The sequence below is a fragment of the Phormidium sp. FACHB-592 genome, from assembly GCF_014695795.1.
Classification (GTDB): Bacteria; Cyanobacteriota; Cyanobacteriia; order Leptolyngbyales; family Leptolyngbyaceae; genus Stenomitos.
In genome coordinates this window covers 169907-189269 of record NZ_JACJOZ010000034.1, presented here as the reverse complement: position 1 = coordinate 189269, position 19363 = coordinate 169907, and the positions used below count along the sequence as shown (strand labels likewise).

Here is a 19363-nt window from a genome sequence, read left to right as displayed (position 1 = left end):
TAGCGCTTAAAAACGTGACACGTAAGTCTCCATAGCTTTCACAACCTGGAGTCGAAGACGATGCAGCGCAACCTCTGGAATAGCCTGAAAGCAACCGCTTTACTTTGGCGCTGGGCACTGCCAGGTATGGTTGTCATTGGGCTAGTGATAGCGGCTCGGCTCACAGGCTCTCTGCAAAGTTTGGAATTGCTGACGCTAGATACGTTTTTGCGTCATCGTCCGACTGAATCGAAAGACGATCGCATTGTGTTAGTTGGCATCGACGCTACTGCCATTCAACAGACAGGCTATCCCATTCCAGAGCGTGATCTGGTAGACCTGTTGAACAGACTGCAAACTTACAAGCCGACAGTCATTGGTCTGCACATTCTTCAAAACCAAATTGCGAAGTTGGACAACGCCACACTCTTTGCCACCTTGAAACAGCGCCAAAATCTGATTATCTCTGAGACAGTTTTATCAACTACCGACCAAATTCCACTACCGCCAGGGTTTCCTGCCAACAAGATTGGTTTGATAGACCTGATTCTTGACGGGGATAACCGTGAGGATAGCCATGTAAGACGTACTATTCTTGGCACATTCGATCCGCTTAATGCTGAAGTCTACAAGCTTTCTCTCACGATCCGCTTAGTTGAAGCCTATTTAAGCGCTCAAGACAAGAGTCTTACCCTTAAAAATGGGCTGCGTGACAAGGAAGCCATGCGGTTTGGCTCGACTGAACTGCCTCGCTTGAAGCCCTCAGGGGCATATGCTGGGGTAAAAACAGGTAGCCCGCAGATTTTGCTCAATTTTCGACAGCATCACCAGCCGTTTCGCGTGCTTTCTTCAAACGAAATCAGAGCAGGCAAGGTTGACCCAAACTGGTTGCGCGATCGCATCGTCATCGTCGGCATTACAGACCCCAAAATTCGACCCATCATCCCAACAGCGGCAATCGCTCCAACCAATTCGCTCGATATTCAGGCACACACCGTTAGCCAAATTATCAGCGCCGTGTTGGATAAACGCCTGCTCTTGACGACCTGGACAGAGGGCTGGGAATATGGCTGGATCTTAGGCTGGGGGGTTCTTGGCGTTTATATCGATCGTCGAACTCGCGGGCTGATACGCACTCTTTTTGCTGCTGGCATCGCTAATCTACTCCTGGTCGGGGGAAGCTATGCTCTTCTACTGCTGCAAGGTTTATGGTTGCCAGTGCTGCCAGCCTTAATTGTCCTCAATCTAAGTGTAGTTCTCCCCGCCGTCTACAGCTACGTCTATGAGCATGAGAAAACACTCAAAACCCGGCTGGATGAACGCCAACGCACGATCGAGCAAACCTTTAACACCCTTCACAATGGTCCACTACAAACGTTAGCCAGTCTGCTTAGACAAGGGCGCGACAACAAGCTGCCACAAGAGCAACTGTTTTTAACGCTGGAGAATCTCAATGCTGAAATTCGGGGGGTAGGTGAGCATCTCAAGCAAGAAGCCTTGACGCAAGAGGAGAGCCTGCACCTTAGAAGTGGACTCAAGCTCGACCTCAAACTTCCCCTGCATGAACTCCTCTATGAGGTCTACACCAACACTCTAGAGCGATCGGATTTCTCCCAGTTTGCCACCCTCAAAACATCTTGCTACTTTGAACCGCTAGAAAAACGACCGTTGACGATCGATCAAAAGCGAGACTTGTGCCGTTTCATCGAAGAAGCCTTGTGCAATGTAGGCAAACACGCTGAAGACGCAACCCACCTCGATGTCACAGGTACACAGAGTCAAAAATGGTACTGCTTGCGAGTCTTTGATAACGGCAAGGGCATCGCTACAGCTGCTCCTGGCGAAGGTACAAAACATGCTCGTAAGCTTGCTTTCAGGTTGGGCGGAAAGTTTAAGCGCGAAACCTCCTCCCCTCAAGGAACCCTTTGCGAGCTTGCTTTTCCTCTCACTAAACTCTGGTTTCAGTAAGCACGTTTGGTACTCAATACGGTCATCAAGTTGGCACTTTTCTGCAAGCCTGATGCAAAAAAACTGACCTAAGCTCTAGGTATAGGGCGCATTTCCCTTACGCCTATAGTTGCCTGGACCGTTTCACACACTTGGCTGACCGTCTCTGCCTTCAGTGGTGCACGTGGGGACATCTACCAAGACAGTTCCAGCAAGCACTTGCAAAAGTTTTACCTGGATTCCTGAAATCGTCTCAGAGCGGTCTCTTAGCCAGGTTTGAGCACAATTGTTCCAGGTTTGCATTCTCACCCCTTTTTTGAGAGTGCATGTTTGAGGCGAGGTAATCTACCAACCCATAAATCATGTACGTACATCGCCTTCAGAACCATGACACGAAACCCATTACACGTTATTAAAGCCTCTGGATTCAGAGGCTTGCTTCCTCCAGCCTTACCACTGCTTCAAGGTGGACAGGCTCTCTGTTCCTTACTAGTGTTGACGACAGTGGTTTTACCGTCTTACACGCCTCCGCGTGATCCACCGCCCCGTAGACCACCTACATCGTTTACCGGAACTCCACAGAGTTTCGTCAGCGTACCGCAAAGCGATTTCTCGCTCGGACATTAGTTTACGGAGCTTTCAAACAACAGCGCATTGTGTTCACGCACAGTGCGCTTTTTGCGTCAGGAAAAGTTTGATAGATGCTCTACAATCGCTGCTTTATCTGCATTTTTTGTGTAGATATCAAGCTTTTAGCGATCGCTCCGACGCTTAGCTTGTTCTGCTACCTTCATTCGTTGTTCACGAGCAACTCAACAACTCACCGTTAGGCTGCCTAGTGCACGGTTTGAAGCACTAGTTTCGATCGCTCAATCTGATCCTGGCTAAAACCTGCTTCATCCAAATAGTTGAGGAAGGCAGCATCGCTGTAGCGTGGATCAACGCTGAGTGCTTGACGATATGCCTGTTGCGCCTGAGCGTTCTCACCATTGCCCCAATGTGCGATCGCCAGCGCTACAAAAGGATGCGGATTCGTGGGTTCTAAACGGGCGGCTGTTTTGGCAGTGGCGATCGCGAAGTTGTATTGTCTAACTCGCTCAAAGGCAAGACTGAGATTATAGGACGGAATTTCGTTTGTGGGTTGCAGTGTCGCTGCCCAAGCGTGAGCGGCGATCGCTGCCGTCAAGCGTCCCTCCACAAGGTAAACAATGCCTAGCGCATTCAGGGTCTGCACATTGAAAGGGTTTAGCTGCAAGGCTTGCAAGAGCGTTTTGGCAGCAGCAGCATTCTGCTTTGCCTTATGTTGCGTCCAGCCCAGTAAAACCTTGCCAGAAAGATTCGCTGGTTCAAGGGCAACTGCTTGCTCAAAAGCAGCGATCGCCTCTGGGTAGCGTTCTTGCTCCCGATAGCTCAAGCCTTGCTGCCGATATGTTTCTGCCGTTGTTGCCGATACAGGAGTACCTAGTAGCAGACTAGCGCTCACCAATACCCCTGCAACTACTAATCCTTTCATCCCTCATTCCTCAGCAGTTAGCAGTCAGCCATAGGCTTCCACTCAAAACTCAAGCTTTTATACTTTATCCTTCATCTTTTAGCCTTTCTTCAGACTCTGACACGTTGGGCAAAAGTGCGCCGATCGTCCTGCCATTCTAAGACGCTCGATTTCGGTTGTACAATTGCGGCAAACATCGCCATCCCGCCCATACACCCAAGCAGAACCGCCATAGTTACCGTTGACTCCTGCCACACTACGAAACGTGCGAAACGTGGTGCCTTTTGCCTCAATGCTTGCTTCAAGGACTTGAATAATGTGCGATCGTAGTCGCTCAATTTGCGATGGCTGAAGATCAATGCAAAGCGTTTGGGGATGAACGCCGCTGAGAAAGAGCGCTTCATCCGCGTAGATATTACCAATGCCAGCAACGATCGACTGATCCAGCAGCGCATTTTTGATGGGACGGCGGCGCTGGAGTTTCTGAGTAAAATAGGGAACCGAAAACTCTTCTGAAAACGGTTCGGGTCCTAGCTGTTGCAAGCCTGTGATGATCTGTTCTGGTTCGTTCTCTGGCGGCACCCACCACATTTGCCCAAATGTGCGCTGATCCACAAAGCGTAATTCTTTCCCACCTCCAAAAAATAATCGAACTCTAGTATGTTTTTCCAGCGGTTCAGTTTGGTCTACCCAGAGGAGCTGCCCTGTCATGCGAAGGTGGACACCGAGCCAGCTAGAGGGGGAATGGGGAGTGGGAAGTGGGGAGTGGGAGGTTGAATAGGTAGCAGAGGGAGAGGCAGCGATCGGGCGATACGGTAGTGCAGAAATTTCAGATCGGCTGACGGCTGACGGCTGACGGCTGACGGCTGACGGCTCTAATTCAGCCAATAAATACTTACCGCGTCGATGCCACTGCACGATCGCAGTTCCTTTCAACGCTGTTAAAAAGTCTGGCACTGAAAAAGGGTGGGCAATGGTGCGATCGAGCAACACATCCCCACCCTGAATTGTTTGGTGCAGGGTTACATCGTTTAACCCCCGCCGAACTGTTTCTACTTCAGGCAATTCAGGCACAGAACACGAAACCCTAAACTAAAGATGTGCAGCGCTGGACATTGAACTTTAGTCTAACGTCTACAGCCTTAAGTCCAGAGTTAGCGATCCCTAACGGGCTTCTGTCCCTTGGTTAGGATCGCCTTCGACAACGGTATTGCCGCCAGGCGTTTCTGCCTTGGTCGTAGGCTTGTTGACGGCTGAGCCGTCTGGTGAAACGCCAGGTCTGCCGACCTCACCATCGCTACTTGTTTTACGGATGGAAGCGTCGATCGGGGTTTGTCCGCCGGTCGTTTTTGCTTTACCTGTTTTCTTCGATGGCGGTGCTACTTCAACTACTTCATTGGCAGCAAAGTTGTTGGTGTTCACGCCCGCGTAATTAACTTTATCAAACCGCACAATCACGGAGTATTTGATGCCGCTCTGATCGATCGATGCAACTGTTCCATAGTCCTGGAACCAGTAAGACTCTTTACGAAGAATTTTGACTTTAGAACCGCGCTGAACCATGAGTGTTTTTCCCTCTTGATTGTTAAGCTTCAACTCATACAGCTTTATTGCCCTTAACTCTACTACGAACCGAAGGCACATTCAGCGTGAGCATCAGTGGTTGAAACAATCTGAAATATTTGGAGGGTGAGAAGGCAAGGGAGGGAGCTGGTAAAGGCTGAAGGCTTAAATAACTCGAAGCGCCCTTCGGCTTGGCTTCGACGTTCAGCGTAGCCGAAACGAGCTTAGGTCGAAAGCAAAACTCAAAACGGCTCCTTCCTTACCCCTTCTCATAGCTTCGCCCTCTCCACTGGGTCGGCGTTTGCAAGGAAGATAGAAAGAGCCGCAGAACGGCAATTGGGTCAGCGAGGGGTGACAGCCAGAAGAGCCAGGCGGAACTAGCGTGGGTGAGATCGCAGGAAGGCGAGATTGCAAACGTCAACCCCACACGGATAAGTACCAGCAATACATTCAAGCTAAACGCCGCTAGCACCACAGGTGCACTGCCACCGCTGATTACGTCACGTAGCAGCAGCAGCACGATCGGGATCGGGAGTCCTTGTACTGCCAGCAGCAGCAACCAATCGCCCCAAACTTGACCAGGCGAAGCGGCATCTTTGAGGTCGAGCGATCGTCCCCATTCGCGCCAGGTTTCGGCGGCACCTTCATACATCCGCACTTTCAGCAGGTTTGCGCCATCCAAAAAAGCGACCTTAGCACCCTGAGCCGCGATCGCGCGTGCCAGCGTCACATCATCACAAAAGGAACGACGGGCAACCGTGTAGCCACCCACCTGAGCAAGCTGCGATCGACGGCAAAAAAAGCATTGCCCATTTGCCATCACGCGATCAGGACGATTTCCTGTTTCGCCAGCCGGACCAAAGCGATAGACCAGCGTCAGCAGTAGCGCCGGGTGCAGCAGCAATTCACCTGGATACTTCAGGAGAAACTGTGGTGCCAACGAGATCAGGTCGTAGCCCTCACGTTGTGCGGTTTCAAGTAGGCTAGCGACCAATCCCGGCTGAGGCTGCGTGTCTGCATCAATGCCCAATACCCAATCACTCTTCTCGGCGCTCGACAAAAAGCCGTGATGCAGCGCCCACGGACGACCCACCCAATCCTTGGGCAGTGGATCATCATTTAGGAGACGAAAGCGTGGATCAGCTTCCTGGGCTGTCTTTACCAGCTCTGGAGTGCGGTCAGTGGAGTAACTGTCTACAACCAGAATCTCCCGCACCTCGTAGCTTTGACGACTTAGTCCATCAAGACAGGGCGTAAGACGCTCTGCCTCATTTAACGTTGGCACAACGACGCTCACTGCGCCTAACTGCTCTGGCGTTGGTGTCTTAGGCTGCAAAGGCGGATAGCGACTAGGACCGCGCAGCAAACGGGATAGCAAAAGGGCTGTGGCTGGTAGTTGCGCTAGCAGCAGCACTAGCAATAATGCGTCTCTGATCACGAGGATGATTTTGATACAACCGCGATCGGCACTGTTGATACATCACTCTGTGAAGCGGTTGCCTTGCTTGTCTCACTGCGGGCAGTCGCATCGGATGGGATAATGAGGATTGTTGGCTCGGGCGCGGCAGCAGGTTTAGCTATCCACCAAAGCCCGATCGCAGGGAACACGCCCAACAGAGCACCGATCGCAGTGGGAATCCAAAACCGTATATCCAACTGGTTGAGCGTGATAACGGCTCCAAAAGCAAAATTCACCAGATAAATGACAAGCGGCACCGTTAATTGAGCGCGCGTAAGGGCGATTGTCGTATTGCGCCAAAAGAACGCTCCAACAGACATAAACAGTGCCCCTGTGCCCAGCCAACCCGTCAAGTTGCGGTACGGCATCCCAAAAAACTGACCCGGATCACGGAACTCCCAAAAGGGATACGCTGTCTGGCTCATAGCAGGATCAAGCACGAAGTCCCAGGCGGTGAGAAGCAGAGAGCCAAGGGCGATTGCACCCACTTGCTTCACCCAACCTTTGAAACCGATCGCCTCTAGCCCAACCCATGCCAGCAGATAGGTAGATAAACCGACGTAGAACCAGGAAAGGGGAATCGTAAATGGTACTAACCCAGCAATCTTGTAGCCTAAGCCATTGAGATAGCCATAGTGTCCAAACGGAAAACCTGTGCTGGTGCCTAGCAACTCGCTGCTTAGCGATAGCCCCATCGACGGCAGCATAAATAGTAAACAGGCACGCCATCCCAAGGTGCGCGACGCATACAGAGCGACTGTCACCGCTCCTAAAAGAATATAGACAACGCCACCCCCTGCCATGCTCCAGCCAAAGAGACCTTGACCAAAAGCAGGCAAAGTAGCAATAAACTCAGGGTTTGGCAAAACCAACAACAGCCCTGCCAGCCCAAACACCAACGATAGAATATGACCCGTCAGGCAAAAACGCTCGATCGCAACCAGCTGTCTCATGGAGACTCCTCAAAACACAGGGTACTGAAAAACCGCTAGCTATAAGTTTACAAATGTTTATGTAAATAGTGCAGACTGCGATCACTTTTTCGATGAGATTAGTAAAAAAAAGCAAGAGTAGCAAGTAAGAAGATGACCAGGTACCTGGTAACTAGTAGCCTAATCAGTCTTAAAACCACGTCCCCCCATAATCCCCCAGATTTGGGTAGTGCGTTAGCTAGAGACATTGAGATCATCGATCGCCAATGCCGCTAATGGTTCACGTTCGCGCTGAGCAGATATGATATCCTAAACTAGAGCAAAGCAGTAAAAGCTTTTTGCTTTCGCGGGATGTGGCGCAGCTTGGTAGCGCACTTCGTTCGGGACGAAGGGGCCGCTGGTTCGAATCCAGTCATCCCGATTTTCGTTAGGTGTATAAATAAATCCTTGAACTACCTCCGTTTCTATGCTGTTGTGTAGAGCCTGAGAAAACAATAGAGGATTTTGTCTTAATAGTCTCTCCCTACAATCTGTTGTAAGCGTTGCGTTAAATAAAGCGTCGAACAAACTATCTGATTACAAATAGAGCGTAATCGAGAAAATTGACCTAATTATGGACTCAAAGCTGTTGGATGGCTTGAGCTAGTTTGGCTTCACACAGCAACTTTTCTTGTCAAAACAGTCTTATTAACGGCTTACCAATTAAAGCCTGAGCTTATGCCTTGAGCAGTGTTTTAGGCTACAAGTTTTGTTGCTCCCGGATTGCCCCGTCGGCAGACTGATTGACTCTGCCATTAGTAAGAGCAATTAACGATCGGCTTTTCCTAAAGTGAAATCTCCCACTGCTGGTAGCGATTACCCTAGCTGCAAAGCTTAAAGGATTGCACCATGAAGGCGGTAAGACTCAGAAAAAGCATTTTACAAGCGATAGAAAGGAAGGATTAAAACGATGTCTCAAACACAAGAATTACAACCAGCGCAACAGCAGAACCCACCCGGTAGCGAAGCGGAAATGACACCAAAGCCTCAAGCACAAGGCTCTTACTATCGGGGGAGCGGCAAGCTTGAAGGTAAGGTTGCGTTAATTACAGGCGGCGATAGCGGCATTGGTCGCTCTGTTGCCATTCTGTATGCGAGAGAAGGGGCGGATGTGGCGATCGTTTACCTTAACGAACAGCAAGATGCTGAAGAAACGAAACGCCTGGTAGAAGCCGAAGGCAAAAAGTGTCTTCTGCTGATGGGTGATGTGGGTAGTGAGGAGTTTTGCCAGCAGGCGGTGCAACAAACTACAAGTGAGTTAGGGCAGCTTGATATTTTGGTCAACAATGCGGCTGAACAACATCCTCAAGAGAGCATCGAAGATATAACGGCTGAACAGCTAGAACGCACGTTCCGTACTAATATTTTTGGTATGTTTTTTCTGACCAAAGCTGCACTGCCGCAGTTGAAGGAAGGTAGCGCCATTATCAATACAACCTCTGTTACAGCGTACAAAGGTAACCCTCAGTTGTTAGACTATTCATCGACCAAAGGAGCGATCGTATCGTTTACCCGATCGCTATCGCAATCATTGGTGAAGAAAGGCATTCGTGTCAATGGAGTGGCTCCTGGACCCATTTGGACACCGCTAATTCCATCAACTTTTCCAGAAGATAAAGTTGAAAGCTTTGGTGCTCAAGTGCCAATGCAACGAGCCGGACAGCCAGAAGAAGTTGCGCCTAGCTTTGTGTTTTTAGCAGCGAATGACTCCTCTTATATGTCAGGTCAAATCCTACATCCCAACGGGGGTGAAGTTGTCAATGCTTAGGCGCTGACACGATGAGAAGTCAATTGGGTGCATCAGGTGATCGTTAATCCTGTGATGCTTATCCATAGATACTTTTGTCACTTCGATCGCCATGGTTACGCTGTGTTCTCGATTGCCTTCATGAGGCTGCTCGAAACTTCGTAGTTCATGGCGCATGGTTTGATGGAAAGCTGCTTAAGCAGATAAGCCAATATCAGAGCCTATTTATTAATCTGCGTGCTACCAGTTCACAACGCTGCCCCCATTCTGTTAGCGATGGCTAACAGAATGGGGGCAGTTTTGCTCTTTACAAAGTATTGCGATGCTTTAGCGCAAGGCTACTATTGTGCTCTTGCAGGTGCAGGACTAGCCTGCGGTAGTGAGGCACCTGAGCCGCCTTGGGTATTGTTATATTTGCGAGGCACTTGAGCAAACTTATAGTTAGTCAAAGTGCTTGCAGTTTCAAAGTGTTGCCGAATAGTAGGCAGTCCTTTGTTAACAAGTGTTAGCAGGTCTGGGTTTTGACCAAAGGCAGCTTCGCGTTGATAAATAGACGCATTTTCTAAGTGAGCATTAACGCCGCCTTCATCTAGATAGGCACGATCGAACTCTTGACCAGAAAGCTGGGATAACCGTGCTAAAGCAGCCTGATGACGAGGTGCAGGAGTGGTAGGAGGCGTAATGCCAATCTGTGGACCAATGCGCGCTAATTCGGTCTTCGCTTGTGTTTGTTCATTAATTTCAGCTTGAGCAAACTGCTTTACCTGAGGAGCAGAGGCTCGCTGTAGCGCCAGTTGACCCAATTGAATGTTACCAACCCCAGCTTGAGCTGCGTCCATCACAAAGGCTCGGTCAATAGCATTCGATTGAGCATTGCTGCGTGCAGGGGCAGTTTGGGCACCAGGGATAGTTTGCTGACCAGGGGCAGTTTGCTGACTCGGCGCAGTTTGCCGACCAGGGGCAGTTTGCTGACCCGGTGCAGTTTGTCTACCAGGCGACGTTTGGGCACCAGGGACAGTTTGCGTACCAGGGGCAGTTTGGGCATTGACAGCTTGATTTCCTTGAAAGATTGCGTTGACTCCTAAGGATGTCAACAACCCGATTGCAATAAAAGCGATCGTAAGGAGAAATCGTTTAATCATGATGAAAACGTTCCAATGCTACTGAGATTTGCTAACGTGCAATTTATAGTTAAGGCGGTCAGGAGCTAGCAGCACTACTCAGGCATCTTGAAAAACATTTTGCTCTCAACTCTCAATGCTGCTCTGCTGCTTGTGTAACCGTTAGTCATGTTTTGGCTGAGCAGCGCTTGGCTCGGTGACCGCAATTACTATAAAAAGGTCACTTCTTCAATAGTGGTTTGCTTAAATGGGAATCCCTCTCTCTGGAGACGTGTTCGCTTATTAAATTGTGATGTAAAGATGTTGCTTCAAGGGACACGATCGCCATCTTTAAACTGCCGGAACAAAATATAAAAGCTCTGCAAGACAGCGGTGATGTTCACAAGCGCAATCCATAGAGCAATATTATGGCGAGTGGAAGAAAAGCTACCCGTATTGAGAAGAGAGCTTCTTCCTTAGCTGATAAATTTTAGGCAGTTGCCACCAAGGAGCTTGAGGATATTCATGATGTTCTTGGTGGTAGCCAAAGTGATAGCAGGTAAGAAACGACCAAAGGATAGAAAAATTGGTACTTTTAGCGCGGTGAGCATTGGTATACCCTCCCTCTGGCTCACGATGAGTTAAATACGTACCAAAATAAAACAGCTGCACCGAGCTTAAGATAGAAGGAAGAACCCAAAACAGCAGCATGTTCAGTTCAGGAACATGGAGAAAAAAGTGAATTCCGTTAAATAGCAGTACTAATGCTGCCATCCTACGCCAGCTCCAGTAGTGCTTCATAAATTGCAGATACCAGATCAGGCTAAAGCTATTACCACGATGAAAATCGGGATCATGCTCGGTACCAGGGTGCTTATGGTGTAGCCAATGCTTTTTCAAAAGATCTTGGTAGGAAAATAGACCGTAACACATTACTGCTAAAGCACCAATAGCGTGATTGATTCTGATATTGGTAGGAAAAACGGTCCCATGCATTGCATCATGAGCAGTAATGAACAAACCAGTATATAAAAAGGTTTGCCAGATAAAAGCAGCAGCAAGCATCCAAAGGTTCATGGTAGAAACATTGATTGAAAGCAGCCATGAGAAGCTAACTAGCCACGTAGTTAAAATCACCCCTGAAATAACAAGCCCTTTCCAGGGTTGAGGATTTAGCTCTCGAATGGGAGATTCTAACTGTTTAGCTCTAAACGATAGCGTTTGCTTTGCTTTTGCCTGAAAAGATGTTGACTGAACCACGCCTAATAATTCCTTAGTACCAGAGAATAAGCTTCTAGCGATCGCAGAAAAAACAACCGATGGAACGCTTATTGATTTTCTATTTGAATCCTAGCGGCTTATTTGTTAACTTTTGTATATCTTTTGTCTAGTTGTATCACTATAGCTAAAGTTCTAAATCTGTTTTTCCGCTTAATTAACTAACAAAATGCCTAAAACCTCTGCTTTTCCGTAGGTTGACATTGAGCAGAGCAAAATTAACGGAAGCTATAGCACCCCTAAATCATTTGTGAGCAAGACTGAATCATTTAGCGGTCAGCGATCCATCTTTTTGCTGGCTGCTAACCGCTGACTGCTGATTGCTCATATCAGTGTAATTCTCATTATCTAAATAGAAGCGCTATATAGCAGCGCTAGGTTTTACTAAGTTTGACCAAATTCACTTCACAAGGTTTGCCGCTACAGCTTTTTTCTACAAACTTAGCTATCGTTCCAGATGGCTTATTGTTTAATTGCTTTGCCGATATAGCAGACAGAAACGTCATTATTTAGTTGTATTGGAAACAAGCCGTCTCTTTGATACTCTTTCAGACCTTTGCTCAAGATCTTTTGAAACATCCTAAAATCAGCCTGATTGGTGACATCAAACCCTCTTATTTCAGCCTGACTAAAGCCATTTTTTGCCAACACTTCTGTCAGTTCCTGAGGTGGTATGAATTTATTCCAGTCATGAAATCCTTGAGGAAGCTGCTTAAGAATATTTTCTAGCAGCCAAATCATGATTACTTTCGATTTTAGAGTTCGATTAATAGTGTCAAAGAAGAAAAAACCGCCTGGCTTTAAAACATGATGAATCTGTGCAATCACCTTGCTGACATTAGAAAGATGCTCTAAGACATCAAAGCAAAGTACACAATCAAACGTATTATCTGGATAGGGTAAGTGCTCTGCGTTTCCTGCGCGATAGTTGATCGCTAGGTGATTCTGGTTTGCATGAGCTTGGGCGGCCGCGATCGATTGCGCTGATTGATCAAGCCCTGACATGATCGCGCCTGCACGAGCCAGTGTTTCACACGCCAGTCCGCCACCACAGCCAACATCCAGAACGTTCAAGTTTTTCCAGCTAGAAATATACGCTGCTGTAAATTCAAAACGAGTTTTATTAAAGTGGTTGGAAAGGTGCAAAACTTGACCTTCTTCCCACCAGGTACTAGCATGTCGGTCGTAGTATTCCAAATCATTTCTGATCATAATTCGCTGCCTGGCAATTTATTATTGCCATATAGCTTTAATTACTTTTTACGAGGCTTACTTTTACAAAGCGATTTGCTTGTTTAACAGGTTATCTTAAGCTCGTTATTAAGCGAGCGCTTATTCCATCTCTGGCTCATGCCATTGCATCTCTGTTTTATAGAGCAGAATCATTGTTTCTCAACCCTGCTATTTCTACTGTCTCTTATAACTGGATGGAAATTGTTATTGCTCTACCTGTGGTTTCACGCTGTGATTAGAACTGTATATCAAGAGAAACAGCTAATTGTCTTTAAACAATGTGATCTAGCTTAATTAGAAACAGCTATTCTAACTCGATCTATACTATTTTATGACAGCTTAAACGACAGCAGATTTAGTCTGTCGCCATATTGAAGCTATGAAAATACTTTCTGGAGCTCTTTAAAGTGAGGTGCGTCTACTTACATCCAGCCTTAATAGACAGAAAACATAGAGCAACTTCAAAAAAAGTCCTCTTTGTCAAGGCTTAATACTAATGCAAAAAGTGCTAGCTACACATTCTTTGATTAAGCACCCTTATGCCCCTTTATGAAAGGGAAACGATAGACAGAGGAGTTGTTGTTTGTAGCGTTTGAAGAGGGACTGGTATAACTGACAGTTGAAAGGAATCACTTTAGCGAGAATCAGTACCCTGATTGGGACCGCCAACAACTTTAACGTCGCCTCCGGCAGCTTCGGGTTCGGCACCGGAGCGTGTTTCGGTATCAGCTTCTTGCCCCGTCATACGATAACGTTCATCAAGTGGGGTATTACCCTCCTCTGTAGTTGGGGTATGAGTTTGAGTACCGGGATTATCTTGAGGGTCATATTTCCCCTCTTCTGGTCGATCGTCTGGAGGGCTATTTGTTGCCATTATTCTGTACTCATAAATAGGTTGTTCTATTACACTAGTTTTTAGCTTTTTGCGAGCTTTATACCCTTGGAGGTAACTGTTTGTGCAACTAAATCAAGAAGCAGTTAAAGCAAAAGTAATTGCAGCAGGTATACCTAAACACAATAGGCTTATCCTTGTCAGACTCGCCTATAGCAAACGAACATGGAGCCAGATCTAGGGGCTTTAGTGCGCCATAAGTTTACCTGAGTAAGCTCTTTGGTTGGACTTAATTCGCCTGAACTGAAATTAAAGTTAAAAAGAGCAGTTAACTTTGGCTTTAGACCAACTTTGTATAAATCTGCTTAGAAATTTAAGCTGGCTTAAGCTAAATACAACAATCAGCGATACGTGTAGTGCTCCAAAGTCAAATTTATTTAAGCCTGCAATCTGTTAATCGCAGGCTATCTCAGTCACAATTCAATTAACAGTTAGGCTGATGGCGATCGCTCTTGCTTTTCCTCTACCTTCTGCTCTGCTAGGATTTCGCTAGGAAACTTACCAGCGCGGCGTGCCGAGGCAGGCAGATCATGCGGATCCATTACCCCTTTTGGTAAGTAAGCTAATTCTCGCAGAGGTGTAACCATTGGGTCTTCAGTAACTTTGTAAGGCAGCCGACCCAGTGCCACGTTATCCATATTCAGTTCGTGGCGATCGTACACAGCCATTTCATACTCTTCTGTGAACGAGAGGCAGTTTGTGGGACAAAACTCAACGCAGTTGCCACAGAAAATGCAAACACCGAAGTCGATGCTGTAGTGATTTAGCTGCTTCTTCTTTGTCTTTGCATTGTATTCCCAATCCACTACAGGCAAATTGATAGGGCAGACTCGCACACATACTTCACAAGCAATGCACTTGTCATATTCAAAGTGAATTCGCCCTCGAAAACGTTCTGAGGGAATCAGCTTTTCGTAAGGATATTGAACCGTAACCGGACGCCGATTGAGATGATCGAATGTGACTGAAAGCCCTTGCCCAATATACCGAGCCGCTTGAATCGTTTCTTTGGTGTAATTGCTAACCTGTCTGAGAAAGTTGAACACGTCTTTAAGCTCCTGAGCCGTCACCAGTTTTTTGAGGCTGCCACTGTTGAAGAAGTTCTGGCAAAGGTATGCCAGCCTCTGCTGCTAACTCGGCGGGTGGTTTTTCACGAGTTGGCGATCGCAAATAGAGACTGTCATGAGCTTGGGCTAACGGCTTCATGTGGTGTGGAATCGTATAGTACCGATGGGTTTGCCGAGTGATGCCTCGTTCTTCTAACGACTCATTAGCAATCTTTTTACGCAGCTTGATAATGGCGTTGAGAATAGCTTCGGGTCGTGGTGGGCAACCGGGAATATAGACATCGATCGGCAGAATTTTGTCAGCACCACGGATAGCGGTCGGAGAATCAGCACTGAACATACCACCTGAGATCATGCAGGCTCCCATCGCAATGACATACTTAGGCTCTGGCATTTGCTCATACAACCGCAGCGTTGGCGCTGACATCTTCATGTTGAGTGTGCCTGCCAGAATAATTAGGTCTGCTTGACGAGGACTGGCACGGGGAATCAACCCAAAGCGATCGAAATCAAACCGGGAGCCAATCAACGCTGCGAACTCAATGAAGCAGCAGGCGGTACCGTATAAAAGCGGCCATAAGCTAGAAAGCCGCGCCCAAGTATAAACATCATCCAGCGTTGTCAGAATCACGTTTTCAGACAATTGCTGTGTGATCGGAGGATAGCTAGCAGGGCTAATAATGTCGTCGGCAGAAACAAAATCGGACGGGCGATCGCTGAGAGTCATAACAATTTCCGCACAGCTTACGATGGTTCTCAAACGCTAACGATTTGCTCTTAACTTAGCCTTCTATCACGAGAAGGAGTAGTAATTAAAGCTAACTGTGCAGATGAATACTAAGAACCGTTTTAGAAAGCGATACTGATTTGCTTAGTGAACCTAGCACTTCTTTAATTAGTGGATGCAGTACATAGTAACCCCCAACTTCTGCCATCTTCCTTAAGTAAGGAGCGGTTGGATCGCTCGGTTAGTTCCAAAGATCCATAGCACTTATAGTTTCTCTCGCCGGGAAATATACACTATGGCAGATTAGAATCTTTTAGCATCAGGTCAAAAGACAGAGGCTTTAATCTTGAAAATATGGGTTCTACTCTATGTCTGCTTTGTTCTTTTTTGAAGAACGTCATTAACTGGCTATAAAGCCTACAGGCATAAAAATATGTAAGTGAGGCTACAGTTTTAAGCTGTGAAAAGCTACCTCTTTTGGCTACGTAAAAACCTCCCCCTAGCCAGTAAATTTGGCAGGAAGTATAGATCACTATGAGTATATGGGTAAAACCTGACTCTTGGACTTTTATACTTCGAGGACATTACATTGACTGGAATCTTACTACGTTCTGAGCAAGCAAGTGAGGCAGTGGCTCATGCTGGGCAAGCACGCGAGACAGTGGCTCAAAATGCTTTTACTCACAATGAGGTCTTTTCCTGCCCTGAAGAATCTCACTTTTATTCCCATTGTTTAGAACGTTTGGTTTTTAACCACTGTAAAAGCTCTGACGTTGTGATCGAGTTTGGCTCTGGTGATGGTAGCCCCATCATTAATTCTCTATTGAGAACGCAGTTTAACGGCATTATTCATGGCTATGAGTTAAACGCTTCAGCGCACAAAGTTGCTCACTCTCGTATCCAGCAGTGTGGACTTAACCACAAATATGTTGTTCATAATGAATCATTTTTTGACTCTAAAAAGCCAGAGGCAACCTACTTAGTTGCTAATCCCCCCTACTTGCCTGCGCCAGATAATGATATCTGTATGCCCTTGCTGCATGGGGGCGTTGATGGAGCCACTATTACAAACCATTTGTTAACGTTGGGCTATCCAAATGTGATGCAGTTGGTCTCCAGCTACTCTAACCCTGTGGGGACGATCGCTGCCGCTTCAGAAAATGGCTACGCTGTTGCCGACTTTATGATAACTTCCTTGCAGTTCGGCTACTATAGCTCTGAACCAAAAGTGAAGAATTGCATTGCGGCTCTACGTCAAAAACGTCAAGCATTCTATTCCAGCAAGATTTATCTTCTAGCGGGCGTTTTGTTTAGAAAACAAAGCCTTTCCAAGACAAATTTAGCACCTGAGTTAATGCAAGTATTAACGGCTTTGTAAAAGAGAAAAAAGTTGGAAAGCTTAGAGTCCGGGTCAGGTAGCCATTAAATAAATCGTGCGTGGCTATAGCGATTCCTAAAGGAGTAGTATAAGCAATTTAGGAAGCATCGAGAGCCAGCACTCAGAATGCGGCAGCAGTGGATCAATTTCTGATTCCTGCTGCCTGAATACTTGCCAATATACACCGCAGTTGAGCAAGCACCGTTATCTTACTGCCTAGAGCCTATAAGTGCCTAGCAGATAAAACTTCCATTTACAAACGCAAAACTAGTCTTGCCTAAGTATAAAACGTACTGAAGCAAGGCTAGTTTTTTGGCTGTAGGTGGGACAGGAGCGATCATGCTCCATCAATACTCTTGGTCACGGCAGCCGATCGCTGATTTGGTCAAAGCAGTATAAGGATGAACAGTACATTTCAAGCTGTGGTTATACGTAAAGTATTGACACTGGGCGCACGGAATTTCGTGCAGGCGTTTAATTACGTAGAGGAATTTTGATAGAAAGGTCAACGTCAAAACCTAGCCTCTAAGTAGTGCTCAATTTAGCCCTTCTACATACACCGAAATAAGCAGGTAGGGCATCTAGCCCTACCTGCTTACTGTCACCTACTATTAATGTAATTAAAGGTCAGCGATTAACGGATACCAGTGCGGGTGCTGGGATCGGGTTCGCGGTAAGCGGTAGGCTCGTGCTGCTTGCCACGCAAGCCAGCTAGACCTGCTAGACCTAATAAACCTAACCAACCCCAATCAAAACCATCATTGTCGTCTTCTGCAGTCTGCACACCCTGATTAGTGGTAGCGCCAGAGTTTGTACCATAGGGGCTAGCGCTTGTGCCAGTCGTGCTATTAGGTGCGGTTGTGGTGCCAGTACCACCAGGAGCAGTATCCATGCCGCTAGCGCCAGGTGCAGTCGTGGTACCAGTGCCGCCAGGTGCAGTTGTGGTGCCTGTCGTGCCACCAGGCGAGGTTGTGGTGCCAGTGTCACTTGGTGCAGTTGTGGTGCCTGTCGTGCCACCAGGTGAGGTTGTGGTGCCAGTGCCAGTAGGATCAGTCGTTGTTGTGCCGCTGCCACCAGGTGTAGTTGTGGTGCCAGCGCTGCCAGGTGAAGTACCACCTGATTGAGCAGAAGCAGAGAATGCAAGGGGAAGCGTACCCAGGCTAAGGGTTACAGCACCGACCAAAGCGGCTTTAGTTAAGTCTGAAAGTTTCATGATTTCGATTCCTTGTTATGCGTTTATTCGTGTGGACGGTCGACTTATACGAGCGATCGCATTATGAGCAAAAAGCTCTGGAACGCACGATCGCTCAGCGAACTATCCTTTAAGAGAATAGTGTTGTGGAGTCGCGTCTACCTCTAGCAAAGTAGGCAGATTAAACAGGTTGAAGTGTAGACTTCTGAGCAAGGCAGACTGTAGTTAGAAACACCTATCATTTAATGTCCGACTACAAAAGCCATTGCAGCATCGCCTATTTAACTAGATGCAAAACGTTGCGGACGACGCTATAGCCAGCCCAGTCCCAAAGCAGGTAAGCAGTGAAGCCAATCATCGCCAACCGTCCATTCCATAGTTCTTGCTGTGCATTCCAGCCAAAGAACCAGGCGTTACGATCGACCCCGTTATATTCAGGCGACTCTAGGGGTAGAGTGCTGGGTTTGGTTGTATTAGGAGCTACCATTCTTTTTTCCTCAGTAAGTGGGCTTCAGTGATGAAATTCAGTTGTGGAAGTGGAATTGCGTGATGCAAGCGTTAGAAACGCAGTCAAACGAACTGGTGTTCAACTATGCGGTGGGTGTTCCTGCACTTTTGTTCATTGCCGCTGGCTTAACGAACCCAAAGTAAGCTGCTGCTGCCGCAGTCAGAGCATTCAACCAGACGTTGTTGCCATAGATCGGCATCGTGCCAAAGAGAGTATTTGCACCAGGGAAGAGACCCAAAAGCGCTTCTCCAAAATAAAGCACTGCAAAAATTTGGTTGAAAGTAATGGAGCCAACCAAGCTGGTAGAAGCAGCAATGCCCCAAAGACCAACCAAAATTCTGATAGCGTTATGGAGGTAGTTGGTGGGAAACAGCCCTAAGAGATAGCCGAAGCCCATTGTGGAGACCGCATCTTCAGGCACAGAAACAAAATTGGGTAGAAAGCCAATCACGCCCATGAGCAGAAACATAACGCCTAGGACGAGGGCAGTAGTACGGATTGGTCCTTCAGTAGAGGGGGTTTGCATAGCGTCTTTAACTCCTGACAGTAGTTCTTTCTAAGTATTGGCAAACGTTTAACCAGCAGCCATCAAGCCTGGATTGAAGGCATAGAACGAATGGTGCAGACGGGTTAAAGCGTTAATGGATTTCAATGGGCAAGCGATCGAGCGTTGTCTAAACATTCGCCTTGCTTCCATGCTCCTATTCAAGTGCAGGTTTAGTTTCTTAACGTCTTCCCTATAGTGAAGATCTGTTAAAAATAATTATGTCCTTGGTCGTAATTTGGTATAGAGCTTGGTGGTAAGCAAGATTACAACGCCCGCAGTAGTC

The 19363-nt window shown here is 47.2% G+C and carries 18 protein-coding genes and 1 tRNA gene; 5 read left to right on the top strand and 14 right to left on the bottom strand.

Annotated features, from left to right (window positions below):
- Nucleotides 1-60: 60 nt before the first annotated feature.
- Nucleotides 61-1947, top strand: coding sequence for a CHASE2 domain-containing protein (locus H6F86_RS09485; RefSeq protein ID WP_190448348.1), 1887 nt, complete (start codon nucleotides 61-63; stop codon nucleotides 1945-1947).
- 366 nt (nucleotides 1948-2313) lie between these two features.
- Nucleotides 2314-2553: a hypothetical protein gene (locus tag H6F86_RS09480; RefSeq protein ID WP_190448347.1), complete on the top strand. Its 240-nt coding sequence runs from the start codon at nucleotides 2314-2316 to the stop codon at nucleotides 2551-2553.
- Between the two features lie 208 nt (nucleotides 2554-2761).
- Here the strand turns inward: H6F86_RS09480 and H6F86_RS09475 are convergent, their stop codons facing one another.
- The 5 genes from H6F86_RS09475 to cruF form a co-directional block, all read right to left on the bottom strand.
- The gene (locus tag H6F86_RS09475; RefSeq protein WP_190448346.1) at nucleotides 2762-3439 is read right to left on the bottom strand and encodes a tetratricopeptide repeat protein; all 678 of its coding nucleotides are present in this window, start codon (nucleotides 3437-3439) and stop codon (nucleotides 2762-2764) included.
- Between the two features lie 78 nt (nucleotides 3440-3517).
- Nucleotides 3518-4492 carry a DNA-formamidopyrimidine glycosylase gene (locus tag H6F86_RS09470; RefSeq protein ID WP_190448345.1) on the bottom strand — a complete coding sequence of 325 codons (975 nt, stop codon included), beginning with the start codon at nucleotides 4490-4492 and terminating at the stop codon, nucleotides 3518-3520.
- A gap of 90 nt (nucleotides 4493-4582) precedes the next feature.
- Nucleotides 4583-4981 (bottom strand): photosystem I reaction center subunit IV, encoded by a 399-nt coding sequence (locus H6F86_RS09465; RefSeq protein ID WP_190448344.1) that lies wholly within the window; start codon nucleotides 4979-4981, stop codon nucleotides 4583-4585.
- Between the two features lie 259 nt (nucleotides 4982-5240).
- Entirely contained in the window at nucleotides 5241-6419 is a 1179-nt protein-coding gene (cruG, locus tag H6F86_RS09460) for a 2'-O-glycosyltransferase CruG (protein ID WP_347240108.1), read from the bottom strand.
- The gene (gene cruF / locus H6F86_RS09455) at nucleotides 6416-7393 is read right to left on the bottom strand and encodes a gamma-carotene 1'-hydroxylase CruF (protein WP_190448343.1); all 978 of its coding nucleotides are present in this window, start codon (nucleotides 7391-7393) and stop codon (nucleotides 6416-6418) included. The genes cruG and cruF overlap by 4 nt, the downstream gene beginning before the upstream one ends.
- 326 nt (nucleotides 7394-7719) lie before the next feature.
- On the opposite strand from cruF, the gene H6F86_RS09450 reads away from it, so the two are divergent.
- Both H6F86_RS09450 and H6F86_RS09445 read left to right on the top strand, forming a co-directional pair.
- Nucleotides 7720-7793, top strand: a tRNA-Pro gene (locus tag H6F86_RS09450).
- 528 nt (nucleotides 7794-8321) lie between these two features.
- Nucleotides 8322-9179 carry an SDR family oxidoreductase gene (locus H6F86_RS09445; protein ID WP_190448342.1) on the top strand — a complete coding sequence of 286 codons (858 nt, stop codon included), beginning with the start codon at nucleotides 8322-8324 and terminating at the stop codon, nucleotides 9177-9179.
- Between the two features lie 320 nt (nucleotides 9180-9499).
- Here the strand turns inward: H6F86_RS09445 and H6F86_RS09440 are convergent, their stop codons facing one another.
- From H6F86_RS09440 to nuoB, 6 genes are all read right to left on the bottom strand, one after another.
- Nucleotides 9500-10300 (bottom strand): DUF4142 domain-containing protein, encoded by an 801-nt coding sequence (locus H6F86_RS09440; protein WP_190448341.1) that lies wholly within the window; start codon nucleotides 10298-10300, stop codon nucleotides 9500-9502.
- Nucleotides 10301-10705: 405 nt separating this feature from the next.
- Complete coding sequence (gene crtW, locus H6F86_RS09435; protein WP_190448340.1) at nucleotides 10706-11518, bottom strand: beta-carotene ketolase CrtW; 813 nt, start codon at nucleotides 11516-11518, stop codon at nucleotides 10706-10708.
- Between the two features lie 480 nt (nucleotides 11519-11998).
- A complete protein-coding gene (gene ubiG / locus H6F86_RS09430; protein ID WP_190448339.1) occupies nucleotides 11999-12748 on the bottom strand; it encodes a bifunctional 2-polyprenyl-6-hydroxyphenol methylase/3-demethylubiquinol 3-O-methyltransferase UbiG in 750 nt (249 codons plus the stop codon).
- A 655-nt stretch (nucleotides 12749-13403) separates the two neighbouring features.
- The gene (locus H6F86_RS09425; protein WP_190448338.1) at nucleotides 13404-13643 is read right to left on the bottom strand and encodes a hypothetical protein; all 240 of its coding nucleotides are present in this window, start codon (nucleotides 13641-13643) and stop codon (nucleotides 13404-13406) included.
- Between the two features lie 449 nt (nucleotides 13644-14092).
- A complete protein-coding gene (ndhI, locus tag H6F86_RS09420; protein ID WP_190448337.1) occupies nucleotides 14093-14707 on the bottom strand; it encodes an NAD(P)H-quinone oxidoreductase subunit I in 615 nt (204 codons plus the stop codon).
- Nucleotides 14708-14711: 4 nt separating this feature from the next.
- Nucleotides 14712-15455, bottom strand: coding sequence for an NADH-quinone oxidoreductase subunit NuoB (gene nuoB, locus H6F86_RS09415; RefSeq protein ID WP_190448336.1), 744 nt, complete (start codon nucleotides 15453-15455; stop codon nucleotides 14712-14714).
- Between the two features lie 589 nt (nucleotides 15456-16044).
- Between nuoB and H6F86_RS09410 the strand changes: the two genes are divergently transcribed.
- Nucleotides 16045-16833, top strand: a complete 789-nt coding sequence (locus H6F86_RS09410; protein WP_242033441.1) for an SAM-dependent methyltransferase — start codon at nucleotides 16045-16047, stop codon at nucleotides 16831-16833.
- 634 nt (nucleotides 16834-17467) lie between these two features.
- Here the strand turns inward: H6F86_RS09410 and H6F86_RS32160 are convergent.
- The 3 genes from H6F86_RS32160 to H6F86_RS09395 all read right to left on the bottom strand — a co-directional run bounded on the left by H6F86_RS32160 (nucleotide 17468) and on the right by H6F86_RS09395 (nucleotide 19059).
- Nucleotides 17468-18046 (bottom strand): WGxxGxxG family protein, encoded by a 579-nt coding sequence (locus H6F86_RS32160; protein ID WP_190448335.1) that lies wholly within the window; start codon nucleotides 18044-18046, stop codon nucleotides 17468-17470.
- 256 nt (nucleotides 18047-18302) lie between these two features.
- On the bottom strand, nucleotides 18303-18512 hold the full coding sequence (locus H6F86_RS09400) for a chlorophyll a/b-binding protein (protein ID WP_190448334.1): 210 nt from the start codon (nucleotides 18510-18512) through the stop codon (nucleotides 18303-18305).
- Between the two features lie 103 nt (nucleotides 18513-18615).
- Nucleotides 18616-19059 carry a DUF4383 domain-containing protein gene (locus tag H6F86_RS09395; RefSeq protein WP_190448333.1) on the bottom strand — a complete coding sequence of 148 codons (444 nt, stop codon included), beginning with the start codon at nucleotides 19057-19059 and terminating at the stop codon, nucleotides 18616-18618.
- Nucleotides 19060-19363: the final 304 nt, after the last annotated feature.